This is a genomic window from Actinomadura formosensis (assembly GCF_050948385.1).
Lineage (GTDB): Bacteria > Actinomycetota > Actinomycetes > Streptosporangiales > Streptosporangiaceae > Spirillospora > Spirillospora formosensis.
On record NZ_CP192011.1, the window covers coordinates 991,241 to 1,016,584 of the forward strand.

Sequence of the window (25,344 nt, forward strand, 5' to 3'; positions counted from 1 at the left end):
TCCGGCTGCAGACGCTCCCAGCGCCCTGAACAGCCCAAACCGTCCCATCAATACCAGGAAGGAGAACCATCAGGGTTCCGTGGAACCCCACCCACCCGACGCGACAGTCGGGCCTGACACATGACCAGCTACTGAAGACCAAAAGTCGGTTGGGCCGCTCCGCGACTCAACCAACCTCACGAAAGATCGAGGCTAGAGCCGCGATTCCGGGCAGGTCAGCTCGGTCCATTTGCGTTGGGCCGAGGTCAGGAGTCGGTCTCCGGCACGGGCAAGGCGGATCCTGGTCGAGCGCTGGGCACGTCGACGCGCGGCGCGGGTGCGTTCGGCGGATTCATGAACGCCGGTCAACTCGACTCGTGCGTCCCCGAGCCCGGTAGTCCGCTCAAAGAAGCATTCAGGATTGAGGGACGTTGGCAGCGCGATGAGCTGGTGGGTTGAGAGCACGTACTGGAGCGGTCCCGGTTCTCCGAGCCCGCCCGGAGCGACAACGAGGCTGACGAACTGTGCCAGCTGACTTGCGGCGGGGCTGATTGCGAGAGCGGCCACATTCTGCCGTGCCGGTTTCTGCCGTCCGGACTGTCGAATGTACTCGGGGTCCTCAAGAAGCCCTTGCTGGTCCAGCGTCACATCGGCGGGGTTGAGTTGGCGGGTGCACACCATGCAGGGACGGCCGGGCCTGAGGACGTGGCTGCGCCAGGTGGCGTTGCGCATGCCGTTGCCGTCGGCGAAGGGGTCGATCGCGATTCCGCCATCGATCACGGGGATGAGGTCGCTGTAGGCGAGCTGATTGAGGACCGCTCGGGGCCACGGCCGGTCGACGCAGCTGAAGATCACGTCGTAGTCGAGGGCGATGCGCTGGCCGAGGTCTTCGCAGATGCTGTCCTCGAAACCGTGCAGGTCCGGCCGGCCAGCGGTGGCCGCGAGCCGGAGTTGCCGCAGGGCGTGCTCGACCTTGCCCCGTCGTAGCGCGACATCGATCCATGTCGCGGTGGGCATTCGATCGAGGTTGACGCGCTCAAGGTCGTCGAAGTCCATGACGGCCACGTGAAGCAGCCCTGTGGCGGCCAGGCGGATGGCGATGTCGTGACCGATGCTCCCGGCTCCGACGACCAGGACGCGGAGGCGGGTGAGTAGTCCCTGTATCTGCTCGCCCCACCCGGAGATCGTTCGGATCTGGGAGTCTTGGGGCATCGGCACGGGGCGCAGCGCCTCGTTCCATGTCACGCGTAGGTGCGAGTCGACCACTCGGACACTTTCGGCCTCAGTGCAGCGGGCGTCCGCGTTCCAGCGGCGAGCGGACCATGCGCGATCGCCTGCAACGGTCAGACCGAACAGTTCATGGCCTGTGATCGCGTGGGCCAGATGAGCGAAGGAGCGTTCGGCGTCCTTGTCGGGCCCGCTCATCTGCTGCCAGCCAGACCCATGAGGATGGGAATGGGCGAGCGCGATGCCCAGGCCCTGGGCTGCGGCGATGCTCGCAGCCCGGACCACGTAATCCCCGGTGAAGGAGGCGTTGCCGTGAACGGAGCGCTCGCCTGGTTTTGGTAGGACGACCTCCTTCAGCAGCGCTGATGTACGGCTGGCGCCGGTGGAGGGCGCGTAGGTGACCAGGCAGATGTCTTCCTGCCCGTCGTCACGGAGCAGATGCAAGCGAAGCGCGTCGTCGACGGTGCCCGGCATGGCTGCCGAGAAGCGCCGCGGCTGTGTCATCGGCTCGCTCCCAGAACGCCACGGACATGGGCGATCCACGCCTGAGCCGGCTCGTCTGTCGCGGCCCACCACCGGACGTCTCGTGAGTGGGCGAGCCATCCGGGGATCGGAGAAGGATTCGTGGTGGTTCTGGCGAACGTGATCTCGTCCGGAAGGTGGATCCAGTGCGGCGGGGTGAGGGGCCAACCGCGTAGTTCCGCGGTGTTCACGCCGGTCTGGACCGATGTTCCTGCGTGAACGCCCGAGAGCACCTCGACCGGGAAGGTCACGACTCCGTGGAGGAGCCGGACTTCCCGGTCGCAGCGCTCCAGCCCGAGGACGAAGGCGTCGACACCGGTGCTGGACAGAGTGGTCATCTCAGGCGACCTGAGCGCACTGACGCACCGTGACGAACTTGTCGCCGTTCTTGATGTGGACAGTGTCGCCATCGTCGTAGCGCTTGGGCTCGCCGTGGCCGTGCCGCACCTCGGCCAGGTCGTAGCTGCTGGGGTCGAGGCCGGCCAGGCGCAGCAGAGCCGCCGCGGTCTGGGTGCTGTCGGTCACCTTGAAGTGCCGCCCATCGATCGTGAAGTTGGTCGGCCTGGTGCGGTCGTCGTCCTTGGGCACTGTGCCCTCCAATCCCCGGGAGTACCGGTCTCGGATGTGCCATGGGCTTCGAGGGACGGACGCAAGTGTCTGCGACCGTAGGTGCCGCGAAGCCTCCTGTGACCAAGGGTGATCAACGTGAGGACAATATGTCAAGGCTTTTTTGGAGGTTAGTTTGACTGTCCTGTTGGTCTAGATGGTGTTGCTGGCTGGGGACGGTGCCCCGGCCAGTGCTTCGAGAGCGTGCCTAGCTGATATCCGCGGGGTACGGAAGGATGCCCAGGTTCACGAGGCGAAAGTTCATGGCGGACGGGCTTACCTTGAACCGACGCCGAAGTTTCGTGACCAGCTCTTCTGCGCTCTCGAACCCCAGGTCGGAGATCTCGCTCCGCACCATGAAGTCGGGAATCAGGAGAGCGGCGGCGAACCGGTTCGCCTCGATCTCCTCACGGTCGGTCGCCATGCTGGAGACCTTGTCGCGGAGGTTCACCCGCACGTCCGTGTCCATGATCAACGGACGGCCCTTGTGGAGCTGCAGATGCCCGATCTCGTGCGCCACGGTGAACCGCTGCCGGGTAGCGGCATGACCTTGGTTGATCCCGATCACGGTACGCGTAGGTTCGCGGACGAGCATCCCGGACACGTCGTCCTTCATCTCTGTCCGGACTAGGAGGACTCCGAGTAGTTCCTGGGCGATCCGGAAGGGGTCCACGGGGGGCTCCACGATGCCCTCCTTGTCGAGCAGTTCGCGTGCGGCGACATCAGCTCTGGCCATGACTGCCTCCCGCCAACTCACTGGCTGCAGATGTCACGCTGGCCAGGGCTTCCACAAGGTGCTCTGGCATCCCCGGCTCGACTCCGCCAAGCTCAGCCAGTACAGGCAGCAGGTCAGCGGCGCTGACCCTCAACACATCGGCGATCAAGGCCAGCTTGTAGGGGGGTGGCGCCTGGGAGCCGGCTTCGATGTTGGTGATCGACGCCCGAGAAAGCCCGACCATCTGGGCAAGCTGGGCTTGGACGAGATCGGCGTCCTTGCGGGCAGCGCGGATCCTGGCTCCCATCGCCTGATTGAACCGAGCTTCCTGATCGTGATCTTCCACCGGGCCCCTTCGATGTCAGCGTGACTGTCATCACTGTATATACGCATCCCCGACGCCAGACGAGACCCACCCAGGTGCTTGTTCGCATACGGGCGAACGTTGCCTTGCTGGAGAGCCGTGTTGATGCGCCGCGAAGAGGGTGTTCCTATAGACGGGACGGTCGCTGCGCCTGTCTAGTGGCGGCGCCGGGGGTGAGAGGGGAATCTGGTGAGGCGTCGAGCTCATCCGGATCGGCGTGACGTGCGACTAGCGGTGATACCGCCCCGCGGAATGATCCTCGAAGCTCAGGGTGCCGCCACCCATACATGATGGCGGGCGTGTGTCGGGGAACATCCTTGGAGATCGGGGGTGACCAGGCCCGATCCGTGCCCGCGAGCAAACATCGAGCAGACAGGGGGACGGAACGGGGTGAATCGGGCGGCGGGCAAACCGGGACGATCTCGTGTTTGCCCTGGTCAGGGGTGGTGGGTCGCGTGGGACTCGAACCCACAACCTACGGATTAAAAGTCCGGAGCTCTGCCAATTGAGCTAGCGACCCGTCCCGCAAGCGTACCGAGATCGGCGGGGGGTTCGCGACGTGGTTAGGGGGTCGGGGTCAGGTGGAGGGGGAGGTGCTTCAGTCCGTTCTGGAAGTTGGAGGCCAGGCGGACGGGGGTGCCGGTGAGGGTGATGCGGTGGGGGAGGAGCTCGCGGAAGAGGGCGCGCATCTGGGTGCGGGCCAGGTGGGCGCCCAGGCAGAAGTGGGGGCCGAAGCCGAAGCTGACGTGGTCGTTGGGGGTGCGGGTGATGTCGAAGCGGTCGGGGGACGGGAAGACGGATTCGTCCCGGTTCGCGGAGGCGTGGTAGACGACGACCTTGTCACCGGCGTTGATCTTCTGGCCGGACAGTTCGAGGGCGGCCGTGGCGGTGCGGCGGAAGTCCATGACCGGAGGCCAGTAGCGGAGCATCTCCTCGGCGGCGGACGGGAGGAGGGACGGGTCCGCGCGGAGCCGGGCCAGTTCGGCGGGGTGTTCCAGGAGGGTGAGGAGGCCGCCGGGGATGCCGTTGCGGAGGGTCTCGTTCCCGGCGACGGCGAAGAGGAAGAACATGTTCTCGAACTCGTGGGTGGTGAGGCCGCCCTCCAGCATGCGGGACATGATGTCGCCGGACGGGTGCTTGCGCTTCTCGGCGGCCAGCGCGTGGGCGTAGGCGAACATGTCGGCGAGGGCCGTGTAGGAGCGCGGGTTGACGGGACGTCCGTCGGGGTGGGTGGTGGTGGTCGGACGGTAGTTCATCGCCTTCTGGGCCATGGGCGTCATCGAGGCGGTGTCGGCGGTGGAGAGGCCGGCGTACTCGTCGTCCTGGTAGCCGATGACGCGGGACGCCCAGTCGTAGAGGAGGCGGCGGTCGTGGTCTGGGACGCCCATGATGTGCGCCAGCGTCCAGACGGGGAGGTCGGCGGCCAGTTCGACGAAGTCGGTCTCCTCGTCCAGGGCGGAGGCGATGAGCATGCGCGCCCTGTGGTCGATCGTCTCCTCCAGGGCGCGGACGGCGCGGGGGGTGAACGCGGCGGCGACGATGCGGCGGAGGCGGGAGTGGTCGGGCGGGTCCTGGTTGAGCATCATCGCGCGGACGAACGCGAGGTCCTCGGGCGTGTCGGGGTCGCGGATCTGGGTGGCGCCGAGGTTGGAGGAGAACAGGTCCGGGGAGCGCAGGACGTGCTTGACGTCGGCGTGCCGGAAGACCGCCCAGTAGCCGGGGCCGGCGGGCCAGGGGCCCACGGCGGGTTCGGAGACCCAGGTGACCGGGGATTCGGCCCGGAGCCGCTTGAAGGTGTCGTAGGGGACCCCGGCGGCATAGGTGGCGGGCAGGAAGATCTCCTCATGCATGCCTTCAGCGTGCATCATGTCGGGATGACGGTGAAGCCCGACGAGATCCTGCAAGAGAATTTCGCGCCCTGGGTGCTGGACCTGGGCCTGGTCGCCGAGGAGGTGGGGGACGGGAAGGCGGTGCTGCGGCTGCCGTGGTCCGACCGGCTGGCCCGGGAGGGCGGCGCGCTGTCCGGGCAGGCCCTGATGGCGGCGGCCGACACGGCCGTGGTGCTGGCCGTTTCGGGCGCCAAGGGCGGGTTCGTGCCCATGACGACCGTGCAGCTCAACACGTCCTTCCAGCGGCCCGTGACGGGACGCGACGTGCTGATCGAGGTCGAGTTGACGAAGCTGGGACGGACGCTGGCGTTCGCGGAGATCGACATGACCGTGGATTCCGTGACCGTGGCCCATGCGAGCGCCGTTTACGCGATCATCGGGTGATATGAGGCGCGTTGAGAAGGTTGCTGTTCCGGACGGTGAGTTCGACCTGCACGTATGGGGAGAGCGCGGGCCGGGGGTCCTGCTCCTCCAGGAGATCTTCGGGGTGGGCGACTACATGGAGGCGGTCGCCGGGGACCTGGTGGCGCTCGGATACGTGGCGGCGGCCCCCGACATGTTCTGGCGCATCCAGCCCAACTGGACGACCGCCCACGACGAAGAGGCTGTCCCCAAGGGGATGTTGATGGTCTCCCAGTTCGACTGGGAGAAGGGCGTAGAGGACGCGGTGGCCGCGCTGGAGGTTCTCAAGGGCCTGCCAGAGGTCGGCAAGGTCGGTGTCCTTGGCTTCTGCTTCGGCGGGACGCTCGCCTATCTGCTGGCGGCGAAGACCAAGGTCGATTCCCTGGTGTCGTTCTACGGGTCTGGTGTGCCCGGAATGCTGGACCAGTTCGACGCCATCCAGGGCCCGGCGCAGTTCCACTTCGGTGGGTCCGACCCTTACATCCCCAGGGAGGACGTCGCCAGGGTGGAGCAGGCCGTGGCCGGACGGGACGACATGGAGATCCACGTCCAAGAGGACGGCGGCCACGCCTTCCACAACCGGAAGGCGCCGATGTTCTACCAGCCGGAGCCCGCCGAACGGGCCTGGCGGCTCACCGAAGACTTCCTCGCCCGAACCCTGTCATAGCGCGCTTATGCGGGTTCCAGGGTGAGGCGGGACAGTTCCTTGCGGGACGAGATGCCCAGCTTCGGGTACGCCTTGTAGAGGTGGTACTCGACCGTGCGCGGGCTCAGGAAGAGTTGGGCGGCTATCTCGCGGCTGCTGGTGCCCGCCGCCGCCAGGCGGACGACCTGGAGTTCCTGCGGGGTGAGGCGGTCGAGGAGGTCCGGGGAGGCCGGCGCGGAAGTGCCCGACTCGCCCGTGGCCCGTAGTTCGGCGCGCGCGCGTTCCAGCCATGGTGTGGCGTGGAGGCGTCCGAAGATGGACGCCGCCGAGCGGAGCGGGACGCGGGCGTCCGAGCGGCGGCGGGCACGGCGCAGGTACTCGCCGTAGAGGAGTTCGGTGCGGGCCCGCTCGAACGGCCGTGACGACTGCTCGTGTAGCCGGATGGCCTGGAGGTACGGTTCCTCGCTGTCGTTCAGCAGGGCCTCGCAATGCAGGGCCACGGCGAGAGCCCATGGTTGCTCACCTGCCTCGGCCCAGGCACGGAACCGGGAGAACGCCGTGTCCGCGAGCGCGGGCTCACCGGAACGTACCGCGGCCTCCACCTGGTCTGCGGCGTAGAGGACGTTGCCGTGCCGGTGCGGGCCGTGCGCGATCTCCTCCAGGCGGCGCAGGGCGTCGTCGTAGCGGCCGAGACCCAGGTCGAGGAGGGCGAGCGCGCCGTCGGCCGGTCCCGGCGGGGCGGAGACGGTCAGCTCGTGGAGCCGCGCCTCGTCGCCCTCGACCGCCGCGACGCGGGCCAGGACGGCGCCGAGGCGTCCCTCCCGGTGCGGCCGGCCGGTGTCGCGGGCCAGCGCGATCGCCTCGGCGACGGCGGCCTCCGCGTCCGCGTGCCGGCCGACCGCGATCAGCGTCTGCGCCTGTACCTGCAGGATCGTCGGCAGTTCGCCGACGAGACCGTGCCGGCGGCAGTGCGCGGCCTCGGCGGCGGCCAGTTCGAGCGCCGCCGCGTCCGCGCCGGTGAGCAGCGCGAGCTGGGCGGCGCGCAGCCGGTCGCCGGTGCCGTCGCGCGCGGCGGTGATCTGTTCGGCGAGTAGCGGCAGGCCGCCCGCGTGGTCGCCGTTCGTGAGCAGCGCGAGGCCGCGGAGCGTCCGGTCGCCCGGCAGGAGTTCGGAGGCCCGCAGCACGGCGGGCAGCTCGCCGGACGTCCACCCGTACATGGCGCCGGTCCGCAGCATCGCCGCGCGCTCGTCCGCGGGGGCGTCGGCGGCGCGGTCGACGATCATGCGGGCCGCGGTGCGCGGATCGCCGCGCTCGTACTCGACGGCGGCGTGGACGCGGGCCAGCCGCGCCCGCGCGGCCGGGGACGTGGTGAGCTTCTCGGCGTGGACGGCGAGGTCCTCGGCCTCGTCCAGCCGTCCCGCCCCCAGGGTCAGCGACGCGGCGGCGGCGAGCCGGGCGGCGCGCTCCTCCCGGCCGGGCGTCAGGTCGGCGGCCTGCCGGTAGAGCGCGGCGGCCGTCGCGTGCCCGGCACGGCAGCGGGCGCGTTCGGCGGTCTCCTGCAGCTCGGCGGCGACGGCCTCGTCCGGGGCCAGGGCGGCGGCGGCGCGGTGCCGCGCGCGGCAGTCGAGGTCGTCGGCGGACTCGGCGAGCGCCCGGTGGACCTCGACGCGCCGCGCCGTGGTCGCGCCCTGGTACGCGGCCGCCCGGATCAGCGGATGCCGGAACGTGATGCTGTGCCCGGTGACCTCCACCAGCCGGGCGCATTCGGCCGCCCCCAGGTCGGCGAGGCCGGTGCCGAACGTGGCGGCGGCGGAGAGCAGGCTCGGCATGTAGCCGCGCCCCTCCGCCGCCGCGATCAGCAGCATCAGCCGGGCCTTCTCCGGCAGCCGGGCGATCTGCGCCTGGAACGACCCGAGGACGCGGTCGGCGACGGGCAGCGGCGTGCCCTCGGGCGGACGTTCCCCGGTGGCGGCGAACTCCTGCAGCGCGAGCGGGTTGCCGGCCGCCTCCCGCAGCACCCGGGCGCGGACGAGCGGCGGCAGGTCGCGCGCCGCGAGGAGCCGTTCGGCGTCGTGCCGGTCGAGCCGGCCGAGCCGCAGTTCGGGCAGGCCGGTGCCGGTGAACGCCTCGTCCCGCGCGGCGAACAGCATGACGACGCCCTCGGCGGCCAGCCGCCGCGCCGCGAACAGCAGCGCCTCGCCGGTCGCCGTGTCGAGCCAGTGCGCGTCGTCGACGACGGTGAGGACGGGGCCGTCCTCGGCGAGGTCGGCGAGCAGCGTCAGCACGGCGAGGCCGGTGCTGAATCGGCCCTGCCCGGCGGACGTCTCGCCGAGCGCGGCGCGCAGCGCGCCCGCCTGCGCGGGCGGGAGCGCGTCCAGCCGGTCGCGGACGGGCCACAGCATCTGGTTGAGGCCGGCGAACGCGATGCCGGACTCCGCCTCGATCCCGGTCGCCCGCAGCACCCGCGGCACGCGGCCGGCGGCCTGCGCGAGGAGCGCCGACTTGCCGATGCCGGCCTCGCCGCGCAGCACGAGGACGCCGCTGCGCCGGTGGTCGCGTGCGTCGTCGATCAGTGAGGTGAGCCGCGCCAGTTCGTCGTTCCGCCCGTAGAGCACGGCTCCAAACTACGGGGCCGGATACCGAAACCCTACGGATTCGCCCCGTGCCCGGTGGCTCGTACGTTCTTGATCAGCGATAACGCCGTCTGGAGGATGTCATGCAGGAACTGTTCGAGCCGCTGTCGGCCGGGAAGCTGGAGTTGCCCAACCGCCTGGTGATGGCGCCGATGACCCGCAGCCGGGCCGGCGCGGACGGCACCGTCGGCGAGCTGCACGCCGAGTACTACCGGCAGCGCGCCGGTGCCGGGCTGATCATCACGGAGGGGACGCAGCCGAGCGTCCGGGGCCAGGGGTACATCCTGACGCCGGGCCTGCACTCGGACGACCAGGTGGCGGCGTGGCGGACGGTGACCGGCACCGTGCACGCCGAGGGCGGGCGGATCTTCGCGCAGCTGATGCACGCCGGGCGCGTCGGCCACCCCGTCCTGTACCCGGACGGAGGGCTGCCGCTGGGCCCGTCGCCGATCGCGTCCGGGGAGCAGTTGTTCACCCCCGAAGGGATGCTCGACCATCCCGTCCCGCGGGAGATGACCCTGGACGACATCGCGCGGGCGGTCGAGGAGTTCGGCGGCGCGGCGCGCAACGCGATCAGGGCCGGGTTCGACGGGGTCGAGCTGCACGGCGCGAACGGCTACCTGATCCAGCAGTTCCTCGCGGACGGCAGCAACGTCCGGACCGACGCCTACGGCGGGACGGCCGGGAACCGCATCAGGTTCGCCGTCGAGGCCGTCCGGGCGGCGGCGGACGCGATCGGGCCGGAGCGGGTGGGCCTGCGCGTGTCGCCGGGCGGCAGGGCGAGCGGCGTCAGCGAGAGCGACACGCCCGAGCTGTACTCGGCGCTGGTCGCCGCCCTGGCGCCCCTCGGTCTCGCCTACCTGCACGTCCTGGAGGAGGGCGACCGGGAGACGACGCGGCGGATCCGCGCGGAGTGGCCGGGGACGCTGATCCTGAACCCGCATCCGACGCCGGAGTCGTTCCCCGCGAAGCCGGAGGACGGGGCCGAGGCGCTGCGGGACGGGGTGGCCGACGCGATCGCCTTCGGGGAGTTGTGGCTCGCCAACCCCGACCTGCCCGCCCGCATCAGGGCCGGCGGCCCCTACAACAAGGCCGACCGGGCGACGTTCTACGGCGGCGACCACCGCGGCTACACCGACTACCCGACACTGGGCTGAACGGGGGCGCTGAGCAGGGGAAAGGCCCCGCACCGGGCCGAGTGCGGGGCCTTTTCGCGGCAGGGTCAAAGACCCGGCCGGACCGCGCCGCTGAAGTGGCGCTTGTAGTACCTCGTCAGCTTGATCTTCTGGACCCGCTTGCCGGAACTCGGCGCGTGGATCATGTAGCCGTGCCCGGCGTAGATCCCCATGTGGGACCGGCCGCCGTAGAAGAAGAGGAGGTCGCCCTTGACGGCGCCCTTCCAGGAGACCTTCTTCCTGACCGCGCGGTAGATCTGCTGGGTGGTGCGGGGCAGTTTCACCCCGGCCTTGCGCCAGGCGCCGCCGGCGAGGCCGGAGCAGTCCCAGTAGTAGGGCCCGGTCCCGCCGTAGCGGTACGGGTCGCCGATCTGCTTCGCCGCGTACTTCACGGCGTAGGCCGCGCGCTTCTTCTGCCTGGCGGCCCGGGACTGCTGCGCGGTGACCTGCGCGGGGACCGTCGCGGCCGCGGGCACCGCCGCCGACAGGGCCGCGGTCTTCTGCGGCGGGGCCGTCGCCTCGACCGGCCCTGCGGCGAGGACGCCCGCGCCGGACGCCGCGGTGGTGGTGAGGATGAGGCCGCCGGTGGCGATTCCGGTCTTCAGGGTGTTTCGGGGGGTATGCAGAATGACTCCAGACCTCGCGGGTGATGCCTACCGGGCAGCCGTCACCCACCGGTCGTTCATGGGGGTTCTGGATGCGCGCGGCCGTTTCCGGAGCGTCATTGTTCGTAAACGCAGTGGAATTTCGGCCGCTTCCGGCTCCGTGCCTCTCGGCTGCACGGACTCGGCGATTCGACGGCGGCTTCCGGGCGGGGCCGGGGGAACGACCTGGGGGTCCGCTCCGGCCGTCCTCGGACGACCGGGCGCGTCGCCGCCGCGCGTCGGGGTGCGTGTTCTGTTATCCGGTTCCTGCCGGGACCTGTCGCCCGGCCGGCTGCTGTGCCGCATGAACCGGGCAGGAAGCTAGCCAGGGCCCGTCGAATCTGGCAAATCACGAAGCTATTTCGATCAGGTGCGGGCGGTCCGAATGAGACGGCGGTCCACCGCGCTGCCTGGATCAATTCAAAGCGCCTTCAGTGAATTGTGAAGTGGATCACAGATCCGCCCGGACATCGTGGTTCATTTGCCGACCTGTGATTTGCCGCACATTTGGAGTCGCCCGGAGGGAGGCCGGATCCGGCCACGCCCGGCCGTTGCGGACACCGCCGCGCTCCCTGTAGTTGAAGGAGATTCATGTTCGGTGCCCGGAGGGAGACCCGTGTTCGGCACGTCGAGCAGAGCACGCATCGTCCGCGTCCTGACCGCTCTCACCCTCGTCCTCACCCTGACCGCCCCGCCCGGGGCGTCCGCCGAGGCGAGGCCCGCGACCGTCAGGTTCCCGCCCGGTTTTCTCTGGGGCGTGTCCACCTCCGGCTTCCAGAGCGAGGGACACTTCCCCGATAGCAACTGGACGAGGAACTCCGACCGCAAGGCGGACCCCTACGGCAACTCCGTGGACTTCCGGCACCGCTACCCGTCCGACCTGAAACTCGCCAAGGGCCTCGGCGTGAACGTCTTCCGGACGTCCATCGAGTGGGCCCGGGTCGAGCCGCGCCGGGGCCACCGCGACCCGAAGGCGCTCGCCTACTACGACGACCTCGTGCGCCGTATCAAGGCGAACGGGATGCGGCCCATGCTCACCCTCGATCACTGGGTGTATCCCGGCTGGGTCGTCGACCAGGGCGGCTGGAGCAACCCCCGCACGCGCGACGACTGGCTCCGCAACGCGCGCTTCGTCGTCAACCGCTACAAGGGCCAGGGCGTCATCTGGATCACGTTCAACGAGGCCACCATCCCCATCTTCAAGGAGATGACCGCCCACCCCGGCCAGATGATGCAGATACGCGACGCCTTCATCAAGGCCCACCGGTCCGCCTACGACATGATCCACAAGATCGACCCGGGCGCCCCCGTCTCCAGCAACGTCGCCTATGGGTCGGTCCTCAACGGCTTCTTCGACGCGGCCCTGTTCAACGATGCCGCCGACAAGCTCGACTTCATCGGCATCGACTACTACTACGGCGCCAACCTGCAGAACTTCACCTCGGCGCACATGCTCACCGGAGAGCCCTGGAAGGTGGACCCGGAGCCGGAGGGGCTGTACTACGTCCTCAAGAACTACCAGCGGCGGCTCCCGCACCTGCCCGTGTACATCGTCGAGAACGGCATGGCGACCGACAACGGCAAGCCGCGCAAGGACGGCTACACGCGCTCGGACAATCTCCGCGACCACATCTACTGGATCCAGCGTGCGATGGCCGACGGCGTGAAGATGATGGGCTACAACTACTGGAGCCTCACCGACAACTACGAGTGGGGCATTTACCGGCCACGGTTCGGCCTCTACACGGTGGACGTGCTGACAGACCCGACCTTGACGCGCCGCCCGACCGACGCCGTCCCCACCTACCGGTCGATCATCGCGAACCGGGGCGTTCCGTCCGGGTACGTCCCGGTGCGCAAGCCGGGCTGGTGCTCGATCGAGGATCCCGTCGCGACCTGCCTCGGCACGACCCCCACACCGCCCGCATGACCTGGACACCGCCCGCATGACCCGCGCGTCCCCGGGTACCGCCACCGCGACCGCAATCGACCAGGGGACGCGTGGGACGTGCAGACGGAGCCGAGCACCCCGACACGCGGGTCCGGCCTCCCGAGGTCCGGCTCGGCCGGCGTCGTGGACGGCTTGCTGACGGCTCTGAAACGGGCCGCCGCCGCGCTCCGCGAGGCCGGCATCGATTACGCGCTCGCGGGCGGATTCGCCGCGTACGCGCATGGCGCGGCCCTACCCACCCATGACGTCGACTTCGTGGTGCGTGAGCGGGACGTCCAGGTGGCCTTGGACGCACTGGCCGACGCGGGCATGACGCATGTGAAGAGCCCGGAGAACTGGCTGGCGAAAGTGTGCGATGGGGAGCACTACATCGACCTCATCCACACCCCGTCCGGCCGTCCGGTGGACGGAGAACTGCTGGGGCGGGCTGAGGAGATGACGGTCGGGGCGGTGTTCATGCCCGTCCTGACCGCCACCGACCTGATCATCATGCGGGTGCTGGCGTTCACCGAGACCGCCTGCGACTTCAGCGCGTTCCTGCACGTCGGCCGGGCCCTGCGGGAACAGGTGGACTGGCGCCGGGTCGCCGCGCAGACCGCGCAGTCCCCGTACGCCCATGCCTTCCTGACGCTGCTGGCCCGGCTCGGAGTGATCGAGGAGGACGCGCTGTGACCGGCATGTCGGAGTATCTGGCCGCGCACATCCAGGAGCGGCTCGCGGCGGACGCCTACGAGCTCGGCATCCGCGTGGACGTCCGTGGTGACGTCGTCCATCTGCGCGGCGAGGTGATGAGCGAGCAGCGGCGCCGGGAGGCCGAGGAGGCCGCCCGCGCCGCCGCCGAGGGCCGCGAGATCTGCAACGAGCTGCACGTCGTCGCGGTCGCCGAACCGGAGGCTGAGGAGCGGCTCTCATGATCCGGGTGGCGGCGGCCGGGGACCTGCACGTGGGGCCGGAGGTGGCGGGTGCGTACCGGGCGCGGCTGTCCGCGCTCGCCGGCCAGGCGGACGTGTTCCTGGTCGCCGGCGACCTGACCCGGCACGGGACGGCCGGGGAGGGCCGGATCGCCGCCGGTGAGCTGCGCGATCTCGGCGTCCCGGTGATCGCCGTGCTCGGCAACCACGACTACCACTCGGGTGCCGAGGAGGAGATCACGGGCGTCCTGCGGGACGCCGGCGTGACCGTCCTCGAAGGCGGCGGGACGGTCCTCGACTGCACCGGGACACGGCTCGGCATCGCGGGCGGCAAGGGCTTCGGCGGCGGGTTCGAGGGCCGCTGCGCCAGCGACTTCGGCGAGCCCGAGATGAAGGCGTTCGTCCGGCACACCAGGGACTTCGCGGAACGGCTCGGCGCCTGCCTCCAGGACCTGGACGCCGACGTGACGGTCGCCCTCACGCACTACTCGCCGTCCGCCGACACCCTCGAAGGGGAGCCGCTGGAGATCTACCCGTTCCTCGGCAGCTACCTGCTGGGCGAGGCGATCGATGCGGCCGGCGCCGACCTCGCCGTCCACGGTCACGCGCACAAGGGGACGGAGAAGGGCCTCACGTCCGGCGGGGTACGGGTGCGGAACGTGGCGCTGCCGGTGATCCAGCACGCCTACGCCCTGTACCGCCTGGACGTCCCCGAAGCCACATTCCGCCGCAGCGTCCGGGAACGCGTCTCCGCCTGGTGACGTTCGCTCTACGTGATGCCGGTGGGCGGTCGCGAGATCACGAGAGGGGGAGTGGTCTCGCGGCCGTCCCACCACCCAGGCCGCCGAGCGGTAGAGGCACTGGCGGCCGTCGAGCCCCGGATGCACGAGGCCCTTGCCGGCCCTCCGCCGTCCGTATCCCGGCTCCCGGGGTCGCTACGTTGCAGGTCCATCAGCCCGGATGTATCTCCCCGCCGGCCGGTACGAGCGTCTGGCCGGTGTAGTAGGAGGACAGGCGGTTGGACGCGAAGAACACATAGGACGGCGCGATCTCGTCGGGATCGGCGGCACGTCCCATCGGTGCGTTCTTGCCGAAGCTCTCGACGCGTTCCTCGTCGAACGTCGCGGGAATGAGCGGTGTCCAGACCGGGCCGGGCGCGACGCAGTTGACGCGGATCTCCCGGTCCATGAGGTTCTGGGCGAGACTCGCCGCGAGGGACATCACGGCGCCCTTGCTCGCGGAGTAGTCGATGAGCGTCTTGTTGCCGCGCAGCCCGTTGATCGACCCGGTGATGATGATGGACGAGCCCGGCCCCATGTGGTCGAGGGCCTCCTGGACCGTCCAGAACACCGCGAACACGTTCACCTCGAACGTCCGGCGGAGCTGCGCGTCGTCGATCTCCCGGACGTCCTTCACCGGCTCCTGCGTGCCGTGGTGCAGGACGAGCACGTCCAGCCCGCCGAGGTCGCGGACGGTGTGCTCGACGACCTCGCGGCAGTGCCGCTCCTCGGCCATGTCGCCGCCGAACATGACGCAGCGCCGTCCCGCGGCCTCGACCAGGGACGCGGTGTGCCGGGCATCGTCGTCCTCCTCCAGGTACGTGATCGCGACATCGGCGCCCTCCTTGGCGAACGCGACCGCGGTGGCGCGCCCGATGCCGGAGTCGCCACCGGTGATCAGCGCCCGGCGCCCTTGCAGCAGGTCGCTGCCGGTGTAGTCGCGCATCTCGTCGCGGGGTTCGGGTGCCATGTCCTCCGTCCGGCCGGGGTAGGACTGGCTCTGTGCGGGTCGCTCGCTCATGTGCAGGCGGGTGCCCGTGGCCGGGAGGGGCAAACGCGCCCCCTAGTGTGACCCATGGGTAACCACGCGCGCCCGTGATCGCCGGGGTGTGAGCGGTGCGTGCGACGCCGTCTGGATAGCATCACCCCGAACCACATTCGGTCCCTCACGTAAGGTGTCGCTTATGGACCTGAACGGAGTTTCCGCCGTCGTATCCGGTGGCGCGAGCGGCCTCGGCGAGGCCACCGTCCGCGCGCTGGCCGCCGAAGGCGCCAAGGTGGTCGTCGCCGACCTCAACGAGGACAAGGGCAAGGCCGTCGCCGACGAGGTCGGCGGCGTCTTCGTCAAGACGGACGTGTCGAACGAGGAGCAGGTGCAGGCCGCCGTCCAGGCCGCCGTCGACACCGGCGCCCCGCTGCGCGTCATCGTCAACAGCGCGGGCATCGGCTGGGCGTCGCGGACCGTGAACCGCGACGGCAGCCCGCACGACCTCGCGTCCTACGAGACCGTCATCCGGATCAACCTCATCGGCACCTTCAACCTGATGCGGATCGGCGCCGCCGCCATGGCCAAGACCGAGCCCGCCGACGCCGACGGCCAGCGCGGCGTGGTGATCAACACCGCGTCCGTCGCCGGCATCGAGGGGCAGACCGGGCAGGTCGCCTACTCGGCGTCCAAGGGCGGCATCATCGGCATGACGCTGCCCGCCGCGCGCGACCTCGCCGCGGTCGGCGTCCGGGTCAACACCGTCTGCCCCGGCATCATCGACACCCCGATCTACGGCGAGGGCGAGGGCGCGGAGGCGTTCAAGGCCAAGCTCGCCGCGCCCGTCCCGTTCCCGAAGCGGATGGGCAAGGCGTCGGAGTTCGCGCACCTAGTCAAGTCCCTGATCGAGAACGACTACATGAACGGCGAGACGATCCGCTTCGACGGCGGCATCCGCTTCCAGCCGAAGTGAGGCACGCATGTCCGAAGCTGTTCTGACCGAGGAAGACGGCGCCGTCTTCATCGTCACCATCAACCGCCCCGAGGCCCGCAACGCGGTCAACGGCGAGGTGGCGAAGGGTCTCGCGGCGGCCGTGGACGAACTCGACTCCCGCAAGGACCTGTCCATCGGCATCCTCACCGGCGCCGGCGGGACGTTCTGCGCGGGCATGGACCTCAAGGGCTTCCTGACCGGTGACAACCCGACCGTCGAGGGCCGCGGGTTCGCCGGCATCACCGAGCGTCCGGCGGCCAAGCCGCTGATCGCCGCGGTCGAGGGCTACGCCCTGGCCGGCGGCTGCGAGGTCGCGCTGTCCTGCGACATGATCGTGGCCGCGCGGGACGCGCAGTTCGGGCTGCCCGAGCCGAAGCGCGGCCTCGTCGCGGGGGCCGGCGGCCTGCTGCGGCTGCCGCGGCGCATCCCGTTCCACATCGCCATGGAGATCGCCCTCACCGGCGACAAGTACCCGGCGGAGCGGATGGCCGAGGTGGGGCTCGTCAACCGGCTCGCCGAGCCGGGCGGCGCGCTCGCCGCGGCGAGGGAACTGGCCCTGAAGGTCGCCGAGAACGCCCCGCTGGCGCTCGCGGCGACCAAGAGGGTCATCGTCGAGTCCGCCGACTGGACGGCCGAGGAGGCGTGGAAGAAGCAGCAGGACATCATCCTGCCCGTCTTCACGTCCAAGGACGCCCAGGAGGGCCCGGCGGCGTTCGCCCAGAAGCGCAAGCCGAACTGGAAGGGCGAATAGCCTCTCCCGTGCAGGACGCCCGGAACCGCCCGGTTCTGGGCGTCTTGACGTCTGTGACCCATGTGCCTGGTGCGTCCTGATCCGGCCGGATCGGGGGTTCCGCTTACCCGGAAGTAAGTAATGCCGTACTCTTTGGCGCACGCTTGCTGTGATCTTGGGAGTGGGAGCATATGAGACGCAACGCGGCGCTGGTGGCCGCCACCGCCCTGGCCTGCGGCGCCGGGACGGTCGCGCTGGCCGCCCCGGCGAACGCGGCCGGCTGGAGGAACATCTCCAGCGCGGCCCTGAGCTACAACGGCAGCCTCGACCGGGTCGACTTCGGCGCGAAGAACGCCGGATGGGCCGTCGGCGCCGCCGGCTCCTTCTTCAGCCCCCAAGCCAAGATCGTCCGGTGGACCGGCTCCGCCTGGGCCGCCGACAAGAGCCCGGTCGGCTTCACCCCGACCGACGTCGCCGTCTCCAGCGGGTCCAAGGCATGGATCATCGGCTACAACCTGGGCGGCACCCTCGGCCTCTACTGGAACGGCACCAAGTGGAGCCAGGTCGCCTACCCGATGGTGGGCTTCCCGACCGCCGTGTCCGCCGCCCCCGACGGCGCCGCCTACTCCATCGCCGGCGCCGACGCCGCCTCCGGCGGATTGAGCGCCGTCCTCCGCTGGACGGGCAGCGCGTGGGCCGAGACCAAGGTCCCACTGCCGGCGTCCTCGTCCATCACCGCGGTGGACGTCCGCGCCAAGAACGACGTGTGGCTCGCCGGCTCCACGTCCGCCACCGGCACGTCCGTGACCGGCCTGGTGATGCACTTCAACGGCACGTCCTGGAAGAAGATCGACGTCCCCGGCTCCCTGGGCGTCCCCGGCTACCAGGGCACCCTGCACCGCATCGTCGCCAACTCCCCGACGAACGTCTACGTCCTGCGCGTCCGGCAGAACGCCCAGATCACCAACGCGATCCAGCGCTACAACGGCTCGACCTGGAAGACGGTCAACACCCCGCTGAACGCGGCCGGCATCGGCCTGTCGTCCGACGCCAGGGGCGGTGTGGTCATGCTCCCGATCACCACCGGGACCAAGACCCAGTACATGCACTACAACGGCTCGTCCTGGACGACCCTGAACGGCCCCGCCCGCACCGGCACCGTCCAGGCCACCGACGCCGACCCGCGCCCCGGCACCACCGCCATCGTGAGCGCCGGCACCGCCTCCCACCCCGACAAGAAGACCCCCTTCATCGAGTACTTCAGCTGACCCGACCCCGGACCTCCCGTCCCGCCCACCCGGCCGGACGGGCGTCCGCGTCCCCGGCCCCCACCCTTCGATCACGGTGCGCGGCGAACCCTAAGTGGAACGGGGGACTGCTAAGAGGCGCCGTTCCGCCGTCCGCCCAAGCGCGACGATGCCCCCGGGAGGATTCCCGGGGGCATCGAAGAGCCGGAGTCGCTACCGCATCACGCCGTCGGACCTGGCGACCAGACGGGCCAGATGCCCGGCCATCTCCTCCTGGCGAGCGGCGATCTTGCCGATCTCGCCCAGCAGCAGATTGACGGCCGATCCCGTCTCCTGCTTGAACTCCTGCCTGAGCTCCGTGATGTCGTTCTTGAGCTCCTGCCTGAGCTCCCTGATGTCGTTCTTGGTGGCCAGGTCCTTGAGGTCGTCCTTGGTGGCCAGGTCGGCCAGGGTGACCTGTTCCAGGGGCTTCGACACCATGACGGGATGCTACCTCTCCTTCAAGTTCCGGCACCTCCGCCGGACGGGGGGAAGCTTCATCCTCCCACACGTCGGGACTCTCCGTGTCCAAGTGATCACATAGAGCTTTGCTCTGTTGTCTACGCGGGACCCCGCCGGACGCGGCTGCCATTCGGCGCCTGTTCGGGTGATGGCGGCTCGGGTGGGGGTCAGTCCCAGCGGGTGGAGCGTTGGCGTTTGACCGAGGAGCGGCGTTTCTTGTTCTCCAGGCGGCGCTCGTTGATTCCCCTCGGGACCTTCTTGGGGATGCGCTTCTTCGGGGGCGGGGCCGTCGCCTCGGCGAGGAGCGTCGCCAGGCGGGTGCGGGCGGCGTCCCGGTTGCGCTGCTGGGAGCGGTACTCCTCCGCGCGGATCGTGAGGACGCCGCGGACGAGGCGGCCGGCGAGACGGTCCAGGGCGCGGGCTCGGAGGGGTTCGGGGAGGGACGGGGAGTTCGCGACGTCGAAGGAGAGTTCGGCGGCGGTGGCGCTGGTGTTGACGTGCTGCCCGCCCGGGCCCGAGGAGCGGGAGAAACGCCAGCTGAGCTCGGACTCGGGGATGGAGACCGAGCCGCGGACGTGGATCTGGCCGGGCATGTCCCCATTGTCGCAGGCAGGTGTGATCTTGTCGCTCGATTAACACCCCACTGGCGACAACTGCAAGTACTTACTTACAATGATCGGCATGACCGAAGGACTCTTCCGGGACGGCGACCTCATCCGCGTCATCGCGCAGGAGGGCGCGCTCATCGCGGCGGGCGGGGCGGCCTCGCTGCTGCAGACGGCGCATCCCAAGGTGGCGCAGGGCGTGTACGACCACAGCTACACGGCGGACGATCCGCTCCGGCGCCTGCGCAACACGATGGGGTGGCTCTACACGGTGCAGTTCGGGACGCGGGAGGAGGCCGAGACCCTCAGCGCGCTCGTCACGAAGGGACATGAGGCCATCACCGGACCCGGCTACGAGGCCAACGATCCCGAGTTGCAGGTGTGGGTCGCGTCCACGCTGTTCGCGGTGGCGACGCAGTTCTACCAGTTGCTGTTCCGCCGGACGTTCACCGAGGCCGAGCTTGCGGAGTTCTACGGGCAGAGCAAGGTCTACGCGACCATCCTGGGCTGCCCCGAGGAGCGGATGCCGGGGACCTACCGGGAGTTCCGCGCGTACTACGCGGACATGCTCAACGGCCTGGAGATCAGCGACGCGTCGCGGGCGATCGCGGCGCGGGTGCTGCGCCCGAAGCTGCCCGGCGGGCCGCTGCACGCACCCGGTCTGATGGCGATCCGGCTGCTCACGGCGGGGCTGACGCCGCCGCCGATCCGCGAGCAGTACGGGTGGAAGTGGGACGCGGGACGGGAGCGGCGGTTCCGGCTTCTCATCGCCGCGCTGGCCCTGGTGTATCCGCGGCTGCCGGTGCGGGTCCGGACGCTGCCGAGGGAGTACTACCTGCACTCGACGCGGCAGACGCTGGCCAAGATGAAGCGGAAGCCCGCGATCGGGGTGCGGAGCTGAACGGCCGCGTGACCCGTGGAAGGGCCACGCGGCGAAGCTGGCCAGGGCGCGGGCTCCCGGTTTCCGTCGAAACCGGGGCGCGCCCTGTACGACCACCTAAGCGCACTTTCCTGAACGTTTCCTGAATGCCGCTAGTCCTCGTCCATGGGGAGGACGACCCTGAACGTCGCCCCGCCGCCCGGAGCGGAGCCGGCCTCCACGAGCCCGTCGTGCGCGGCGACGATCGCGGCGACGATCGCGAGGCCGAGGCCGGTGCCGCCGTAGTCGCGGGAGCGGGCCTTGTCCGCCCGGTAGAACCGCTCGAAGACGCGTTCTGCCTGCTCAAGGGAGAGGCCGGGCCCCTCGTCCGCGACCGCGACGACCGCCGCCGGGGCGCCGCGCAGCGTGCCGGGGGCGAGCCGCACCTCGACCGGCGTGCCCCGCGGGGTGTGCGCGATCGCGTTGTTCAGCAGGTTGCCGATCACCTGGCGCAGCCGCGGTTCGTCCCCCCGCACCTGGTACGCCAGCCCTCCCTCGACCGAAAGGTCCATCTTGCGTTCGGGTGCAAGAACTCTCGCCTCCTGGACGGAGTCGGCCGCGACGGCGAGCAGATCGACCGGGCGCCGCTCGAACGGGCGCTGCCGGTCCAGCCGGGCGAGCAGCAGCAGGTCCTCCACGAGCAGCCCCATCCGGGACGCGGCCTCCTCGATGCGGCCGATCAGCCGGTCCAGTTCCGCCGGGCCGCGGGCCGCGCCCTGCCGGTAGAACTCGGCGAAACCGCGGATCGCGGTCAGCGGGGTGCGCAGCTCGTGGCCGGCGTCCGCGACGAACCGCCGCATCCGCTCCTCCGACCGCAGCGCCCTCTCCTGGGACCGCCGCGCCGCCGCCTCCGACTCGGCGCGGGCCCGGAACGCCGCCTCGATCTGCCCGAGCATCGTGTTCAGCGACCGGCCGAGCCTGCCCATCTCCGTTCGCGGATCACCTTCCGGGACACGCCGGGACAGGTCACCGGCCGCGATCGCGCCCGCGGTCTCCTCGACGGCCGCGAGCGGACGCAGGCTCGCCCGCACGACCCACACCCCCAGCGCGGCCAGCACGGCCAGCACCAGCAGCCCCACGGTGGTGTCGATCACCACGAGCCGCCGGACGGTGCGGTCCACCTCGTCCAGGCTGAACGCCAGGATGAGTACGCCGCCGGGCAGCGGCTCGGCCAGGATGCGCCATTGTGAGCCGCGTGTTCCGGATACGGTGACCGGGCGGCCGATGTACTTGTTCAGGTTTGCCGGGAGTCGTGGACGGCCGGTCTCGCCCCATGCCGGGTTCTGGCCGAGTGCTCGTCCGTCGTCGGTGCGGACCTGCCCGTACATCTCGCTGGGGATGCGCACGACGATGTTGTCCTCGCCGCGCCGCAGTTGCGGGGCGGCCTGGCCGATCGCCCGTTCCACCGAGCCGCGCAGCTGGTCGTCGGTCCGTCCGATCAGGTACTGGCGCAGGACGGACGCGCCCGCCGCGCTCATCACCGTCATCCCGAGCGTGACCAGGACGAGCATGCCCGCGATCAGCTTGAGGCGCAGCGACGTCCGTCCCCATGACTGCGCCAGGGCGCGGCGCGGCGAGCGGGAGGGGCCGCGGGTGCCGGCCCGTTCCGGCGTCTCCGGCCGGGCCTGGGCGGACACCGGGACGCGGGTTTCCATCAGCCCGATCTCGACGGCTCACGCAGGACGTAACCCACGCCGCGCAGCGTGTGGATGAGGCGCGGCTCGGAATTGTCGACCTTGCGGCGCAGTGCGGACACGTACGACTCGACGATGCCCGCGTCGCCGCGGAAGTCGTAGTTCCACACGTGGTCGAGGATCTGCGCCTTGGACAGGACCCGCCCCGCGTTGGCCATGAAGTAGCGCAGCAGCTTGAACTCGGTCGGCGACAGCTGGATCGCGCGCCCGCCGCGCCACACCTCGTGGCTGTCCTCGTCCAGTTCCACGTCCGCGAACACCATGCGCGGCGGGGGATCGGTCACGCCGCCGCGGAACCGGCGCAGCACCGCGCGGATCCGGGCGATGACCTCCTCCAGGCTGAACGGCTTGGTGACGTAGTCGTCGCCGCCGATCGTCAGCCCCTTGATCCTGTCCTGCACGGCGTCCCGCGCGGTCAGGAACAGCACGGGCGTGTGGTCGCCGCCGGACCGCAGCCGCCGCGCGACGTCGAACCCGTCGATGTCGGGCAGCATCACGTCGAGGACGATCAGGTCCGGGCGGTGCCGCCGCGCCGACCGCACCGCGTCCGCCCCGTTGGTGGCCGTGATCACGTCGAACCCGGTGAAGCGCAGGCTGCCGGCGAGAAGCTCCAGGATGTTGGGCTCGTCCTCGACGACGAGAAGGGTCGCCTCCGCCGTCGCCCTGCCGCCGCTGTTCGCCGTCCGTTCAGGCAATTGCACAGTCCCCCTCCGCATTGTCGCAGAGGATCCCATTCCAACCTGAACGCCCCCTGAAAGCCCAGGGAGGCGTAGGGGCGGGCCTACCGGCGGAGGCCGCGGATCGCCCGCATGGCCTCCCGCCGGGCATCACCGGACAGGACGTCGACGTAAACGCGGCCGTCCAGGTGGCCGCACTCGTGCTGCAGGCAGCGGGCGAAGTACCCGGTGCCCTCCACGCGGACGGGCCCGCCCTTCATGTCCACGCCCTCGACGACGGCGTGCGCGTAGCGCGGCGTCTCGAACCGCAGGCCCGGCAGGGACAGGCAGCCTTCCGACTCGACCAGCCGCTCGCCGTCGGCCACCACCAGTTCCGGGTTGACGACATGACCGATGTGGCGGCGTCCCCTGTCGTCCTCGCAGTCGTACACGAACACCCGCAGGCCGACCCCGATCTGGTTGGCGGCCAGCCCGGCGCCGTTCTCCTCGTACATGGTGACGAACATGTCGTCGACGAGCCGCTCCAGGGACGCGTCGAACGTCCGGACCGGATCGCACTCGGTCCGCAGCACCGGATCCCCGAGAGACCTGACCGGCCGGACGTTCCCACGCCGCGAATGGCTCCGCTTCCTCACGCGAAGATCCTAAGCGCCCCCGAGGAACCGCCTGCCCCCGCCCGCGCGACGGAGTGCCCAGGGGTCGCCCCCTGGGCACCTCCTACAGCTCGATGGGGCCGCGCGATTGCTGGGGCGGGACCGGCGGCTGGGGCGGGGTGTGGTCCTCGGCCGGCCGGGCGGGCTTGGCCTGCGGCGGGGCGGGCGTTTCGGTGGCCGGGGGCTCGGGCTTCTTCATCGACGGTGCGGGTGCGGCCTGCGGTGCGGTGGCCGGGGCCGGAGCCGGGGCCGGGGCCGGCTTGGGCGCCGGGGCGGGCTTGGGGGCCGCGGCCGGCATCGGCTTGGCGGCGGACGCCTGCTTGCGGGGAGTGCTCTGGCGGACGGCGTCCTCGACCATCTTCTCCAGCGGGCCCGCCTCGTTCTCGGCGGTGAGCAGCCGGTGCAGGGTGTCGCTGATCTCGGTGAGGCGCTGCAGGGCCTGGGTGTGGTTCTTGGTGAGCGCGGTGAGCCGCTGCGTGGCGCCCTCGTTGATCACGCTGGCGCGGCGTTCGGACGCGGTGAGGGTGCGCTCGGCCTCCAGCCGCGCGCTCGTCACCGTCTGCTCGGCCTCCTGCTTGGCCGACGACAGGACGCCCTCCGACTCCTTCTTGGCGGACGCGAGCACGTGCTCGGCCTTCTCCTGCGCCTGCGCGAGGTTCTTGTCGGCGTGCGCGCGGGCCTCGTCGATGATCCGCTTGGACTCCCGCTCGGCGTCCTCGCGGATCTCCGCCCCCTTGGACTCGGCCTGGGCGACCTTGTCCTGGGCCTCGTCCTCGGCGAGGTTGATGATCTGCCGGAGGCGGTCGCTGAGGTCGTCGCCGGTGGGCTTGCGCGCCTCCCTGAGCTCGGCCATCTCGCGGCGGATGCGCTCGGCGTCGTCCTGGGCACGGGCGAGCCGCGCCTCCAGTTCGCGGTGCTTCTGCTGGGCGCGGGCGATGTAGTCGTCGACCTGGCGGCGGTTGTAGCCGCGCATGACGATCTCGAAGGACTCTTCTTGGAGGAGATTCGGCAGGATCTCTTCGTTGCTCATGGTGCCTTGGGGGGTCGTTGGCGGGGGTCATCACCCCGTCAGGGTCGGACGCGATAGCAGCCACACCCGCCTGAGCGGGCCCACATGGAAACGTCAGGACGACTCTCGTCCGGTCCACCCCGTTCGTGCAACCGGAACGCGCTTCTTGCTGCCGTTTCTTCATCTGGATGGAGCCGCCAAACTATCTAATCCCGGCAGAATCCGCGCCCCTCGCGGGATGGTGTGTCGGGCCGGAACCGGACCCGCGGGGCCGGGGCGCCGTCCAGGACGGGGCGGGACGCGTCCTAGCATCGGCGCCATGAGCTACCTGGGAGCATTGGGTGAGGACCGGCCGAAGATCCACCCCGAGGCGTGGGTCGCGCCGGGTGCGGTCGTGGTCGGGCGGGTGACGCTGGGCCGCGCGTCCAGCGTCTGGTACGGCTCGGTGCTGCGCGGCGACGACGAGGAGATCGTGGTCGGCGACGAGTGCAACATCCAGGACCTCAGCTGCCTGCACGCCGACCCGGGCATGCCCGCGGTCCTGGAGGACCGCGTCAGCCTGGGCCACAAGGCGATGGTGCACGGCGCGCACGTCGAGACCGGCGCGCTCATCGGCATCGGCGCGATCGTGCTGAACGGCGCCCGCATCGGGTCCGGGACGCTGATCGCCGCCGGCGCGCTGGTGCCGCCCGGCAAGACGATCCCGGCCGGGGTGCTCGTCGCCGGGACGCCGGGCAAGATCGTCCGGGAGCTGAACGACGGCGACCGGCTCGTGCTGGAGCACACGCCCGCGGTCTACATGGAGAAGGCCGAGCGGCACCGCGCCGCCGAGTGGCGGTGATGTCAAGGCCGGTTCATCCTCCCGCTGACCTGGAGTGACACTGACA

General features: G+C 70.4%; 26 protein-coding genes and 1 tRNA gene. 12 read left to right on the forward strand and 15 right to left on the reverse strand.

The genetic code is table 11. The features are described from left to right. Window positions 1-192: 192 nt before the first annotated feature. The 6 genes from ACQP1N_RS04605 to ACQP1N_RS04630 all read right to left on the reverse strand — a co-directional run bounded on the left by ACQP1N_RS04605 (window position 193) and on the right by ACQP1N_RS04630 (window position 5,263). Entirely contained in the window at window positions 193-1,710 is a 1,518-nt protein-coding gene (locus ACQP1N_RS04605; protein WP_433229320.1) for a ThiF family adenylyltransferase, read from the reverse strand. 357 nt (window positions 1,711-2,067) lie between these two features. Continuing rightward, window positions 2,068-2,316 carry a multiubiquitin domain-containing protein gene (locus ACQP1N_RS04610; RefSeq protein ID WP_433229322.1) on the reverse strand — a complete coding sequence of 83 codons (249 nt, stop codon included), beginning with the start codon at window positions 2,314-2,316 and terminating at the stop codon, window positions 2,068-2,070. A 226-nt stretch (window positions 2,317-2,542) separates the two neighbouring features. Beyond that, the gene (locus tag ACQP1N_RS04615; protein ID WP_364545501.1) at window positions 2,543-3,070 is read right to left on the reverse strand and encodes an ImmA/IrrE family metallo-endopeptidase; all 528 of its coding nucleotides are present in this window, start codon (window positions 3,068-3,070) and stop codon (window positions 2,543-2,545) included. Next, window positions 3,057-3,395: a helix-turn-helix domain-containing protein gene (locus ACQP1N_RS04620; protein WP_433229323.1), complete on the reverse strand. Its 339-nt coding sequence runs from the start codon at window positions 3,393-3,395 to the stop codon at window positions 3,057-3,059. Before ACQP1N_RS04620 ends, ACQP1N_RS04615 begins: the two co-directional genes overlap by 14 nt. A gap of 462 nt (window positions 3,396-3,857) precedes the next feature. Next, window positions 3,858-3,933: transfer RNA gene (locus tag ACQP1N_RS04625), tRNA-Lys, on the reverse strand. A gap of 43 nt (window positions 3,934-3,976) precedes the next feature. Further along, window positions 3,977-5,263, reverse strand: a complete 1,287-nt coding sequence (locus ACQP1N_RS04630) for a cytochrome P450 (protein WP_433229325.1) — start codon at window positions 5,261-5,263, stop codon at window positions 3,977-3,979. Window positions 5,264-5,287: 24 nt separating this feature from the next. Between ACQP1N_RS04630 and ACQP1N_RS04635 the strand changes: the two genes are divergently transcribed. Next, window positions 5,288-5,686: a PaaI family thioesterase gene (locus ACQP1N_RS04635; protein ID WP_067792968.1), complete on the forward strand. Its 399-nt coding sequence runs from the start codon at window positions 5,288-5,290 to the stop codon at window positions 5,684-5,686. Between the two features lies 1 nt (window position 5,687). After that, a complete protein-coding gene (locus ACQP1N_RS04640) occupies window positions 5,688-6,371 on the forward strand; it encodes a dienelactone hydrolase family protein (protein WP_433229326.1) in 684 nt (227 codons plus the stop codon). Between the two features lie 5 nt (window positions 6,372-6,376). Here ACQP1N_RS04640 and ACQP1N_RS04645 read toward each other — a convergent pair whose 3' ends face one another. Further along, entirely contained in the window at window positions 6,377-8,965 is a 2,589-nt protein-coding gene (locus tag ACQP1N_RS04645; RefSeq protein ID WP_433229327.1) for a helix-turn-helix transcriptional regulator, read from the reverse strand. A gap of 101 nt (window positions 8,966-9,066) precedes the next feature. Here ACQP1N_RS04645 and ACQP1N_RS04650 point away from each other — a divergent pair, with 101 nt between their 5' ends. Beyond that, window positions 9,067-10,140: an alkene reductase gene (locus ACQP1N_RS04650; RefSeq protein ID WP_067792813.1), complete on the forward strand. Its 1,074-nt coding sequence runs from the start codon at window positions 9,067-9,069 to the stop codon at window positions 10,138-10,140. A 65-nt stretch (window positions 10,141-10,205) separates the two neighbouring features. Here the strand turns inward: ACQP1N_RS04650 and ACQP1N_RS04655 are convergent, their stop codons facing one another. After that, the gene (locus tag ACQP1N_RS04655; RefSeq protein ID WP_242608567.1) at window positions 10,206-10,634 is read right to left on the reverse strand and encodes a C40 family peptidase; all 429 of its coding nucleotides are present in this window, start codon (window positions 10,632-10,634) and stop codon (window positions 10,206-10,208) included. Between the two features lie 784 nt (window positions 10,635-11,418). On the opposite strand from ACQP1N_RS04655, the gene ACQP1N_RS04660 reads away from it, so the two are divergent. From ACQP1N_RS04660 to ACQP1N_RS04675, 4 genes are all read left to right on the forward strand, one after another. Beyond that, complete coding sequence (locus ACQP1N_RS04660) at window positions 11,419-12,732, forward strand: glycoside hydrolase family 1 protein (RefSeq protein WP_084262333.1); 1,314 nt, start codon at window positions 11,419-11,421, stop codon at window positions 12,730-12,732. Between the two features lie 78 nt (window positions 12,733-12,810). Next, the gene (locus tag ACQP1N_RS04665) at window positions 12,811-13,425 is read left to right on the forward strand and encodes a nucleotidyltransferase (protein WP_433229329.1); all 615 of its coding nucleotides are present in this window, start codon (window positions 12,811-12,813) and stop codon (window positions 13,423-13,425) included. A 5-nt stretch (window positions 13,426-13,430) separates the two neighbouring features. Further along, the gene (locus ACQP1N_RS04670) at window positions 13,431-13,667 is read left to right on the forward strand and encodes a BON domain-containing protein (RefSeq protein ID WP_067792981.1); all 237 of its coding nucleotides are present in this window, start codon (window positions 13,431-13,433) and stop codon (window positions 13,665-13,667) included. Further along, window positions 13,664-14,425, forward strand: coding sequence for a metallophosphoesterase family protein (locus ACQP1N_RS04675; RefSeq protein WP_433229330.1), 762 nt, complete (start codon window positions 13,664-13,666; stop codon window positions 14,423-14,425). Before ACQP1N_RS04670 ends, ACQP1N_RS04675 begins: the two co-directional genes overlap by 4 nt. 190 nt (window positions 14,426-14,615) lie before the next feature. On the opposite strand, the gene ACQP1N_RS04680 is transcribed toward ACQP1N_RS04675, so the two are convergent. Continuing rightward, entirely contained in the window at window positions 14,616-15,464 is an 849-nt protein-coding gene (locus ACQP1N_RS04680; RefSeq protein WP_433229332.1) for an SDR family oxidoreductase, read from the reverse strand. Between the two features lie 163 nt (window positions 15,465-15,627). Here ACQP1N_RS04680 and ACQP1N_RS04685 point away from each other — a divergent pair, with 163 nt between their 5' ends. The 3 genes from ACQP1N_RS04685 (at window position 15,628) to ACQP1N_RS04695 (ending at window position 18,420) form a co-directional block, all read left to right on the forward strand. After that, on the forward strand, window positions 15,628-16,401 hold the full coding sequence (locus ACQP1N_RS04685; RefSeq protein WP_067792818.1) for an SDR family NAD(P)-dependent oxidoreductase: 774 nt from the start codon (window positions 15,628-15,630) through the stop codon (window positions 16,399-16,401). 7 nt (window positions 16,402-16,408) lie between these two features. Continuing rightward, window positions 16,409-17,173, forward strand: coding sequence for a crotonase/enoyl-CoA hydratase family protein (locus tag ACQP1N_RS04690; protein ID WP_433229334.1), 765 nt, complete (start codon window positions 16,409-16,411; stop codon window positions 17,171-17,173). Between the two features lie 170 nt (window positions 17,174-17,343). Further along, the gene (locus ACQP1N_RS04695) at window positions 17,344-18,420 is read left to right on the forward strand and encodes a hypothetical protein (protein WP_433229335.1); all 1,077 of its coding nucleotides are present in this window, start codon (window positions 17,344-17,346) and stop codon (window positions 18,418-18,420) included. Window positions 18,421-18,612: 192 nt separating this feature from the next. Here the strand turns inward: ACQP1N_RS04695 and ACQP1N_RS04700 are convergent, their stop codons facing one another. Both ACQP1N_RS04700 and arfB read right to left on the reverse strand, forming a co-directional pair. Next, complete coding sequence (locus tag ACQP1N_RS04700) at window positions 18,613-18,879, reverse strand: hypothetical protein (RefSeq protein WP_433229337.1); 267 nt, start codon at window positions 18,877-18,879, stop codon at window positions 18,613-18,615. Between the two features lie 188 nt (window positions 18,880-19,067). Then, window positions 19,068-19,493, reverse strand: a complete 426-nt coding sequence (gene arfB / locus ACQP1N_RS04705; protein ID WP_067792830.1) for an alternative ribosome rescue aminoacyl-tRNA hydrolase ArfB — start codon at window positions 19,491-19,493, stop codon at window positions 19,068-19,070. A gap of 88 nt (window positions 19,494-19,581) precedes the next feature. On the opposite strand from arfB, the gene ACQP1N_RS04710 reads away from it, so the two are divergent. Further along, a complete protein-coding gene (locus ACQP1N_RS04710; protein ID WP_067792833.1) occupies window positions 19,582-20,406 on the forward strand; it encodes an oxygenase MpaB family protein in 825 nt (274 codons plus the stop codon). A 131-nt stretch (window positions 20,407-20,537) separates the two neighbouring features. On the opposite strand, the gene ACQP1N_RS04715 is transcribed toward ACQP1N_RS04710, so the two are convergent. The 4 genes from ACQP1N_RS04715 to ACQP1N_RS04730 form a co-directional block, all read right to left on the reverse strand. Then, complete coding sequence (locus tag ACQP1N_RS04715; RefSeq protein ID WP_084262334.1) at window positions 20,538-22,079, reverse strand: sensor histidine kinase; 1,542 nt, start codon at window positions 22,077-22,079, stop codon at window positions 20,538-20,540. Next, window positions 22,079-22,813 carry a response regulator transcription factor gene (locus ACQP1N_RS04720; protein ID WP_067792836.1) on the reverse strand — a complete coding sequence of 245 codons (735 nt, stop codon included), beginning with the start codon at window positions 22,811-22,813 and terminating at the stop codon, window positions 22,079-22,081. Before ACQP1N_RS04720 ends, ACQP1N_RS04715 begins: the two co-directional genes overlap by 1 nt. An 86-nt stretch (window positions 22,814-22,899) precedes the next feature. Beyond that, the gene (gene def, locus ACQP1N_RS04725; RefSeq protein WP_067792839.1) at window positions 22,900-23,430 is read right to left on the reverse strand and encodes a peptide deformylase; all 531 of its coding nucleotides are present in this window, start codon (window positions 23,428-23,430) and stop codon (window positions 22,900-22,902) included. An 82-nt stretch (window positions 23,431-23,512) separates the two neighbouring features. Continuing rightward, entirely contained in the window at window positions 23,513-24,478 is a 966-nt protein-coding gene (locus ACQP1N_RS04730) for a DivIVA domain-containing protein (protein WP_067792842.1), read from the reverse strand. A gap of 298 nt (window positions 24,479-24,776) precedes the next feature. Between ACQP1N_RS04730 and ACQP1N_RS04735 the strand changes: the two genes are divergently transcribed. Continuing rightward, window positions 24,777-25,298, forward strand: coding sequence for a gamma carbonic anhydrase family protein (locus ACQP1N_RS04735; RefSeq protein ID WP_067792845.1), 522 nt, complete (start codon window positions 24,777-24,779; stop codon window positions 25,296-25,298). Window positions 25,299-25,344: the final 46 nt, after the last annotated feature.